Source organism: Streptomyces otsuchiensis, assembly GCF_004305975.1.
Classification (GTDB): domain Bacteria; phylum Actinomycetota; class Actinomycetes; order Streptomycetales; family Streptomycetaceae; genus Streptomyces; species Streptomyces otsuchiensis.
On sequence record NZ_BHZI01000225.1, the window covers coordinates 1 to 9,654 of the forward strand.

Sequence of the window (9,654 nt, forward strand, 5' to 3'; positions counted from 1 at the left end):
CCCACGGCCCCGGGGCGTTCCGCCGTCACGCCTGCCGCCCCTCGCGCACAGCTCGCCGGGGCGGTGGGGCACGGTGACGGCCGGCAGCACCGCGCCGCCGACGGCGCCGCATCCGCCCGAGGCACGGCGGGAGGAGCCCGGCTGGGCGCGCAGGCTCAGCCGCTACGGCTACCGCCCGCGCCCCCAGCGGGGCGTGCGCGAGCGGCTGGTCCCGCCGTTCCCCGCGCCGGACACCCGGATCGGCCGCTACTTCGGGCTCGCCCCGGCCACAGCCGTCCGCCTGGTGCGCTGGGCGGCGTGGGGCGGTCCGCTGCTGGTGGCGCTGTTCGCCGGCGTGCTGCGTTTCGTCAGTCTCTCCTCGCCGGACGCCGTCGTCTTCGACGAGACGTACTACGCCAAGGACGCCTGGGCACTGCTCCACCACGGCCACGAGACCTCCTGGCCGGACGACGCCAACCAGCGCATCATCGAGGGCGACATCCCGCTGGGCGACAGCGCCTCGTATGTGGTGCACCCGCCGGTCGGCAAGTGGATGATCGCGCTGGGCGAGTGGGCGTTCGGGATGAACCCCTTCGGCTGGCGGTTCGTGATGGCCCTCCTCGGCACGCTGTCGGTGCTGATGGTGTGCCGCATCGGCCGTCGGCTGTTCCGTTCCACGGCGCTGGGCTGCCTCGCCGGGCTGCTGCTTGCGCTGGACGGCCTGCACTTCGTGATGAGCCGCACCGCGCTGCTGGACCTGGTGCTGATGTTCTGGGTGCTCGCCGCGTTCGGGGCCCTGCTGATCGACCGCGACCACAGCCGCGCCAGGCTCGCCGCCGCACTCGCCCGCGCACAACCGGCGGGCACCGACGACGGTGCGCTGCGCCCGGTGCGCTCCGTCGGGCAGCGGCTGGGACTGGGGCTCCGGCCGTGGCGGCTGGCGGCCGGGGTGCTGCTGGGGCTGGCGTGCGCCACGAAGTGGTCGGGGCTGTACGCGCTGGCCGCGTTCGGGATCATGATCGTGCTGTGGGACGCGGCCGCGCGGCGGACGGCCGGGGCGCCGCTGCCGTTCCGCGCGATGCTGCGCCGGGACGCTGTCCCGGCGTTCGTCTCCACCGTGCCGGTGGCGGCGCTGACGTACCTGGCCTCCTGGGCCGGCTGGTTCGCGACCCGCACCGGTTACTACCGGGACTGGGGGGCCACCAACGATCCGACCGGTAACGCGGTGCTGGACGCGCTGCGCAGTTGGGTGCACTACCACCGTGAGGCGTACTCCTTCCATGTCGGCCTGACCGACAGCCACTCCTACGACTCCAACCCCTGGACCTGGCTGGTCTCGGGGCGGCCGGTGTCGTTCTACTACCAGTCGACGGAGCGGGACGACGGGAGCGGCTGCGCCGAGGCCAGCGGCTGCGTGCGCGAGGTGCTGGCGCTGGGCACGCCGGTGCTGTGGTGGGTGGCCTGTCTGGCGGTGGCCTACTGCTTCTACCGGTGGCTGCTGCGCCGCGACTGGCGGGCGGGCGCGGTGCTGTGCGGGGTGGCCTGCGGCTATCTGCCGTGGTTCATGTACCAGGAACGCACCATCTTCTACTTCTACGCGGTGGTGCTGGTGCCGTTCCTGTGCCTGGCGGTGGCGATGATGCTGGGCGCGCTGCTGGGTCCGCCCGGCTGCGCCGAGCGCCGTCGCGCGGTGGGCATCGTGGCGGTGGGCGTGGTGGTGCTCGCGGTGGCGTGGAACTTCATCTACTTCTACCCGTTGTACGCCGGCGCGGAGATCTCGCTGGACGGCTGGCGGGCCCGGATGTGGCTGGACTCCTGGATCTGACGGCGCGGCGGGGCGGTAGTCTGCGCTGACGCCGGAGAGGCGCGCGTGTGGGCGGCGGTGGCCGGGTGCGCGGGCGGCGCCCCTGGCGGATCGCGGCGCGGCGCGGCGTCGGCGAGCACGGTGAGCGGGTGACCCGGCGGACAGGATCCCCGACGGACAGCGCTCCGGCGGACAGGCACCGCGGTGAACAGGTACCCCGGTGGCCCGGCGGCCCGGCACCGGTCCGATCATCATCGGACCGGGTGGCGCCGGGCCCACGGGCGGCCGGATCGGCTCCCCGGGCGCCGGTCCTCGGGTTCGATGGTCGTCAGGTCGTTCTTCAGGTCGGTGTGCTCGGTGGGCGCGACGTGGTGGATGTGCGCGACGCGGTCGATGTACACGAGGTTTTCGATGGTCGATGGTCTTCAGGTCAGGAGCGGTGCGGATGCGGCAGAGCCGGAGAACCGTGGCCCTTGCGGGCGCGGTGGCGGCGGTGGTCGTCGGGATGAGCGGATGCTCCTCGGACGACGGGAACGGCGGAGGCGGCGCGCCGGAGGCGGCCGGGGCGGAGCAGACGGCGGCGGACTTCCTCACCGCGTGGGCGGACGGTGACACCGAGGCCGCCGCCGCTCTGACCGACGACCCGGAGGCGGCAGCGGCGGCGCTGACGGAGTTCGCGGAGGGAGCCGGGGTCAGCGAACTGTCCGCGACACCGGGCCCCGCCACGGGCGCGGACGGCGCCGCGACCGAGGTCCCGTTCGAGGTCACGGCGCGCGTCACCTACGAGGACGACGCCTCGGACTGGCTGTACGACTCGGCGCTGACCGTGGTCCGGCAGGCCGCCGACGGCGACGGCGACGAGGGCAGCGACGGCGACGAGGCGGAGGACGGGGGCGAGAGCGTCCGGATCCGCTGGAGCCCGGAGATCCTGCACCCGCGGCTCACCGAGGGCCGCACGCTGGAGGTCGGGCCCGGCGCCGGGCCGCCCCCCGTCACCGCGCTGGACCGTAACGGCGACGCGCTGGACCCCGACGAACACCCGACGCTGAAGCCGCTGTTGGAGCAGCTGGCCGCCGCCCACGGTGAGCAGGCGGGCGGCAGCCCCGGCGCGGAGCTGCGGCTGACCGGCGGAACCGCCGACACCGACGCCGAGGGGAACGACGACGACAACAGCGAGGACGGGGAGGGCGGGGACGCCGAGGACGGGGACGAGGTGCTGCTGCAACTGGCCGAGCCGACACGCGGCGAGGTCCCCACCACCATCGACCCCGAACTCCAGCGGATCGCCGAGAAGACGCTGGAGGACTCCGACCGGTCGGCGCTGGTCGCGATCCAGCCGAGCACCGGCGCCATCCTCGCCGTCGTCAACAACCCCGGTGACGACGAGAACATCGCGCTGGAGGGCCGGCTGGCACCCGGCTCCACCTGGAAGATCATCACCGCCGGGATGCTGATCGACGCGGGTCTGGCGGACCCGGCGGCGCCGCACCCGTGCCCGAAGAAGTTCGAGTTCGAGGACTGGCCGTTCCAGAACCTCGACGAGTTCGAGATCAAGGGCGGCACCTTCACCCAGTCCTTCGCCGCCTCCTGCAACACGGCGTTCATCAGTGCCGCTCCGGAGCTGGAGGACGACCAGCTCACGCGGTACGCGGAGCGGGTGTTCGGCATCGGGCTGGAGTGGGACACCGGCGTCGAGGCCATGACCGGCTACCTCGCGGAGGAATCGAAGGCGCAGATGGCCGCCCAGCTCATCGGGCAGGCGTCGGTGCGGGCCAATCCGCTGGTGATGGCCTCGGTCTCCGCGACGGTGAAGGACGGCACGTTCCGTCAGCCCTTCCTGGTGCCGCCGTCCTTCGACGACCGGGAACTGGTCACGGCGGACGGACCGTCGGACGGCACCGCCGCGCAGTTGCGGGCGCTGATGGCGACGACCGCCGCCGCGGGCACGGCTGCCGAGGCGATGGCGGGTGTCGAGGGTGACGTCGGCGCCAAGACCGGTTCGGCGGAGGTGTTCGAGCAGAAGAAGCCCAACGCCTGGTTCACGGCCTACCGGGACGACCTGGCGGTGGCGGCGGTGGTCCGGGAGTCGGGCCACGGCGGGAAGTTCGCCGGGCCGCTGGTGGCGGAGGTGCTGCGCTCCGCGGGGGGCGCCGGCGACGACTGAGCGGCCGGAGTGGCTGAGCTGCTGAGCGACTGAGCGGCAGGAGCGGCTGAGCGGCTGAGCGGCTGAGCGGCAGGAAACGTCCGGGCCCGGTGTCCCTCCCCGATCCGTCGGGGAGGGACACCGGGCCCGGTGCTGCTCGTTCAGGCGGAGTGCGGAGTGGGGGGTGCGGGCCACGGGGTGACGGAACCGGTTGTGGCGGCCGGTTCCGTCACCCCGCGAGAGGGGGCCGGGTGCGTCAGCGGACGGTGACCGGCTCCCGGTCCTTGTCCTCCGCCTCGCCGCCGTCCCCGCTCTCCCCGGCCACGCCCGCGGCCCGGTCGGCGGACCCGGTGGCGAGGTGCTTCTCCAGGGCGGAGCCCTCGACGTCCACGTTCGGCAGCGCGCGGTCCAGCCACTTCGGCAGCCACCAGGCACGGTCGCCGATGAGGCCCATCATGGCCGGGACGATGGTCATGCGCACCAGGAAGGCGTCCAGCAGGATCGCCATGGCGAGACCGAAGCCCATCATCTTGATCATGGACTCGGCGGAGCTGAAGGCGAAGGCCGCGAAGACGCTGATCATGATGACGGCGGCGGCCGTGACCACCCGGGCGTTGAGGTTGAAGCCGGAGATCACCGCCTGGCGCGGGTCCTCACCGTGGACGTACGCCTCCCGCATCCGGGTGACGAGGAAGACCTCGTAGTCCATGGCGAGACCGAAGATCACACCGACCATGAAGATCGGCATCATCGACATGATCGGCCCGGTCTCGGAGACGCCCAGCAGCCCGGCGAGCCAGCCCCACTGGAAGACGGCGACGACCGAGCCGAGGGCGGCGAGGACCGAGAGCAGGAAGCCCAGCGCGGCCTTCAGCGGCACCAGCAGCGAGCGGAAGACCAGCGTCAGAAGCACGAAGGCGAGTCCGACGACCAGAGCCAGGTAGGGCACCAGGGCGTCGGAGAGCACCTGGGAGAAGTCGCTCTCCGCGGCGGTCTGGCCGGAGACCAGCATCCGCATACCGGTGTCGTCCTGGAACTGCGGGGCGACCTCGCCGCGCAGCTCGGCGACCAGGTCGGTCGTCTCGCTGCTGGCCGGGCCGGAGGAGGGGATGGCGGCCATGGTGGCGACCGTGCCGTCCTCGTTGAACTGGGCGGGGTAGGCAGCGGCGATGCCCTCGACGCCGTTCAGCCGCTCCCCGAGGGTGTCGGCTGCGGCCTGCGGGTCGGCCGCCTCGCTGCCGTCGAGCACCAGCAGCAGCGGGCCGTTGAAGCCCGGGCCGAAGCCGTCCGACAGCATGTCGTAGGCCTTGCGCTGGGTGCTGTCGGCGGGCTGGGTGCCGTCGTCCGGCAGGCCGAGCTGCATCCCGAAGACGGGGACCGCCATCACACCGAGGACGGCGACGGAGGAGACCAGCACCACCAGCGGGCGGCGCAGCACACCGGCGGCCCAGCGGGACCCCATGTTGGGCCGGCCGTCCTTCTGCAGCGTCGGGGGGACGTTGGTCTCGGGGTTCGCGGCGCGCGTCTTCCGGCCGAAGATCCGCTTGCCGACGAAGCCGAGCGCGGCGGGCACCAGGGTCAGCGCCACCAGGACGGCCAGCAGCACGGTTCCGGCCGCGGCCAGACCCATCTTGGTCAGCAGGGTGATGTTGACGACGGCGAGGCCGCCCAGCGCGATGATCACGGTCAGGCCGGCGAAGACCACCGCGGAGCCGGCGGTGCCGACGGCGCGTCCGGCGGCCTCCTCCCTGCTGTGCCCGGCGACCAGCTCGGAGCGGTAACGGGAGGCGATGAACAGCGCGTAGTCGATGCCGACCGCGAGGCCGATCATCATCGCCAGGATGCCGGTCATCTCCGAGAGGCCCAGCGTCACGCTGAGCGCGCCGATGGCCGACATGCCGACACCGACACCGATCAGAGCCGTGATCAGCGGCAGACCGGCCGCGACCAGCGAACCGAAGGTGATGATCAGCACGATCGCCGCGACGGCGATGCCGATCAGCTCGCCCTGCCCGAGGCTGACCTCCGCCATGGCGATCTCACCGCTGGCCTCGACGGTCAGCCCGGCGTCGCGGCCGGCGTCGACGGCGGTGAACAGCTGGTCGCGCATGTCGTCGGTGATGTCGGCCCAGCTCGCGTTGTAGTCGACCGTGCCGAACGCGGTGGAGCCGTCCTCGCTGACCGAACCGGTCTCGAACGGGCTGGTGACGGCGACGACCCTGTCGGCGCCGTCGAACCGGCCGAGGACGTCCTCGATGACGGCGGTGTTCTCCGGCGAGGTGATCTCCTCACCGTCGGGAGCCTGGAAGACGATGCGGGCGGCGATGGCGTCGGCACTGGAGCCGGGGAAGGCCTCCTCCATCAGGTCGAAGGCCTGCTGGGACTCGGTCCCGGGGAGCGTGAACTCCTCCTCGACCTCGCCCCCACCGGCGAAGGACGCGGCGCCGACCGCCAGAAGCACAGAGATCCAGATGACGGCGACCCAGCGCCGTTGCCGGAAGCTGAGGCGACCCAGCTTGTAGAGAAACGTAGCCACGGGGAGTTCTCCTACTCCGAGTAAGGCGGGACGAGGGCGTTCGGGCAGTGCGGGGCCACGCCGCGCCGTGCAAGGCGGATACGGGCGGCGTACGACGGGTAGGGACAGGGGCGGTGCGGAAATGCGGAACCGAAAGTCGTGAGCAGGACCGGCCGGCTTCGGTCTCTGCATGCGTAGGGACGCGGGAGTGGCATGCGGGGGTGACCGCGATGGCCACTTTGTGACGCACGTCACTTGACCTTTGGCCCGAGGTTCTCTACACCGGTCGGCGCGGTGGGCCGCCACCACCGGGGCGTCCGCCCCCACCGGCGCTGCGGCGCGCGGCGTGGAACGCGCGCCCCGTGAAGTTGCCGGGCCGCCGGGCAGCCCCAACGATGGGGCAGGTGACGAGGGACACCACGGTGCACGACGACGCCCACCACGACGCCCACGGCAACGGCCACGGCCACGGCCACGGCCACGGGACGGAATCCGCCCCCGGCTACCTCCGCTTCCCCCACATCCACGGCGACCGGCTGTGCTTCGTCGCGGAGGACGACCTCTGGCTGGCCCCCCTGCCGAGCGCTTCCGGCGGCTCCCGAGGCGGTGCCTCCCCAGCCACCGGTTCGCGGCGCGCCGACGCCGGACGGGCCTGGCGGCTGACCGCCGACCGCACCCGGCTGGGCCGCCCCCGCTTCTCCCCCGACGGCCGCCGCATCGCCTTCACCAGCTGGCGCACCCTCGACCCGGAGGTCCACCTCGCCGACGTGTCGGGCGGCCCGCCCCGCCAGCTCACCCACTGGGGCTCCGACGACACCCGCGTGTGCGGCTGGGCCGGCGACGACATCCTCGCCGTCAGCTCCCACGGCCAGCCCTTCTCCCACTACACCTGGTCCTACCGGCTGCACACCGACGGCTCGCCCGGCGAGCAGCTGCCGTGGGGACCGGTCGCCGACCTCGCCGTCCACGGCGACGGCGAGCACCGCCGCACCCTGCTGCTCACCGGACGCGCCCCGCACGAACCCGCGTTCTGGAAGCGCTACCGGGGCGGCGCCACCGGCCGGCTGTGGCTCCACGGGCGGCGACTGCTGGAGGAGCTGGACGGACAGCTGGACTGCCCGATGTTCGTCGGCGGCCGCATCGCCTTCCTCTCCGACCACGAGGGCGTCGGCAACCTCTACTCCTGCCTCCCCGACGGCACCGGACTGCGCCGCCACACCGATCACGACACCCGCTACGCGCGGCACGCCGCCACCGACGGCGACCGGGTCGTCTACCAGTGCGGCGGCGAACTCTGGCTGGTCGACGAGCTGTCCGCCGACAGCAGGCCGCGACGGCTGGACATCGACCCGGGCGGACCCCGCTCCGGGCGGCGGCGCCGGCTGGTACCGACGGCCGGCGAGGTCGACGCGCTGGCCGTCGACACCACCGGCCGCGCCAGCGCCGTCGGCGTGCGGGGCAGTCTGTACTGGCTCACCCACCGCGACGGCCCCGGCCGGGTCATCGCCGGCACACCGGGGGTACGGGTGCGGCTGCCGGAGATGCTCGGCGACAGCGGGCGGATCGCGTACGTGACGGACGCGGACGGCGAGGACGCCGTCGAGATCGCCTACCTCCCGCGCGCCAGCGGCGGTTGTGACCGGCTGCGGCTGGCCGCCGGCCGGCTGGGACGGGTCCTGGAACTCGTGGCCTCCCCTGACGGGCGCACCCTGGCGGTCGCCGCCAACGACGGACGGCTGCTGCTGGTGCCGGTCCCCGACCCGGACGCGGACACGGACGCGAACCCGGACACCGAGACGGACGCGGACATGGATCCGGGTACGGATACGGATACGGATACGGCCGACGTCACCGAGCTGACCCGCTCCCGCAACGGCCCCGTCCGCGACCTCGCCTTCTCCCCCGACTCCGGCTGGCTGGCCTGGTCCCATCCGGGCGTGGGGCGCTCGCTGCGGCAGATCCGGATCGCCCGGGTCACCGGCGCCGGGGCCGCGGCGGGCGGCGGCTCGGATGCCGGGGCCGCGGCGGCCCGGGTCATCGATGTCACCGACGGCCGCTTCGAGGACGAGGAACCCGTCTTCACCCGCGACGGCCGCTACCTGGCGTTTCTCTCCTGGCGCGGCTTCGACCCGGTGTACGACGTCCACACCGGGGACCTCTCCTTCCCGCTGGGCTGCCGCCCCTACCTGGTGCCGCTCTCCTCGGCGACGCCGTCACCGTTCGCCCTCACCCCGGAGGGCCGCCCGGCGGCCGGTGGGCTCGACCCGGCCGACACCGGGACGGAGGAGGGGACCGTGCTGGTGGAGTCCGAGGGCCTGGCCAGCCGGGTGGCGCCCTTCCCGGTGCCCGCGTCCAAGTACTCGGCGCTCCGTCCGGTCAGCGGCGGCGGCCTGGTGTGGCTGCGCTGGCCGATCTCCGGGGCGCTGGGCGAGACCTTCGCCAACCCGGAGGACACCTCGGGCCAGCCGACGCTGGTCCACTTCGACATCACCACCTGCGGTGCCACCGACCTGACCCGGGACGTCGACTGGTTCGCCACCAGCGGCGACGGGACCCGGCTGGTCGTCTGCGAGGACGGGGAGCTGCGGGCCGTCCCAGCCACCGAACCGGCGGACGTGGACTCCACCGTCGTGATGGACATGCGCCGCATCGTGCACCACGCCGACCCGCCCGCCGAGTGGCGCCAGTCCTTCGAGGAGGCCGGACGGCTGATCCGCGCCTACTTCTGGGAGCCGGGCATGTGCGGCATCGACTGGGACGCCGTACTCCGGCTGTACCGGCCGCTGGTCGACCGGGTGGCCACACCGGACGAGTTCGCGGACCTGCTGCGCGAGACGCTGGGCGAACTGGGCACCTCCCACGCCTACGTCAGCCCGGCCCGCCGCAACGAGGGGCCGCCGCACTACCAGCGGGCACAGGGGCTGCTGGGCGCCGACTTCGTGCGGGCCCGGGGCGACCGGGAGGACCGGGGGTGGCGGCTCGCCCGGGTACTGCCCGGCGACTCCTCCGACTCGCGGGCCCGTTCCCCGCTGGCGGGGACGGGAGTACGTGAGGGAGCCCTGCTCACCGAGGTCGACGGCCGGCCCGTCGACCCGGTGACCGGGCCCTGGCCACTGCTGGCGGGCACGGGCGGCACCAGCGTGGAGCTGACCTTCGTCGAGGACGGAACCGGCCCCCCGCCGATCGCCGACCTCCTCGCCCCCAGGCCCGGCC

The 9,654-nt window shown here is 73.5% G+C and carries 5 protein-coding genes; 3 read left to right on the forward strand and 2 right to left on the reverse strand.

The features are described 5' to 3' along the window. Positions 1 to 73 precede the first annotated feature (73 nt). Positions 74 to 1,804 (forward strand): dolichyl-phosphate-mannose--protein mannosyltransferase, encoded by a 1,731-nt coding sequence (locus tag E0D90_RS19550; RefSeq protein ID WP_130799442.1) that lies wholly within the window; start codon positions 74 to 76, stop codon positions 1,802 to 1,804. 230 nt (positions 1,805 to 2,034) lie between these two features. Here E0D90_RS19550 and E0D90_RS26695 read toward each other — a convergent pair whose 3' ends face one another. Then, positions 2,035 to 2,184 carry a hypothetical protein gene (locus tag E0D90_RS26695; protein ID WP_157996896.1) on the reverse strand — a complete coding sequence of 50 codons (150 nt, stop codon included), beginning with the start codon at positions 2,182 to 2,184 and terminating at the stop codon, positions 2,035 to 2,037. A 44-nt stretch (positions 2,185 to 2,228) separates the two neighbouring features. On the opposite strand from E0D90_RS26695, the gene E0D90_RS19555 reads away from it, so the two are divergent. After that, on the forward strand, positions 2,229 to 3,947 hold the full coding sequence (locus E0D90_RS19555; protein ID WP_130799443.1) for a penicillin-binding transpeptidase domain-containing protein: 1,719 nt from the start codon (positions 2,229 to 2,231) through the stop codon (positions 3,945 to 3,947). Between the two features lie 235 nt (positions 3,948 to 4,182). On the opposite strand, the gene E0D90_RS19560 is transcribed toward E0D90_RS19555, so the two are convergent. Further along, entirely contained in the window at positions 4,183 to 6,462 is a 2,280-nt protein-coding gene (locus tag E0D90_RS19560; RefSeq protein ID WP_130799444.1) for an MMPL family transporter, read from the reverse strand. Between the two features lie 500 nt (positions 6,463 to 6,962). On the opposite strand from E0D90_RS19560, the gene E0D90_RS19565 reads away from it, so the two are divergent. Further along, the coding region (locus tag E0D90_RS19565) for a S41 family peptidase (protein ID WP_227870336.1) at positions 6,963 to 9,654 on the forward strand (2,692 nt) is incomplete at its 3' end.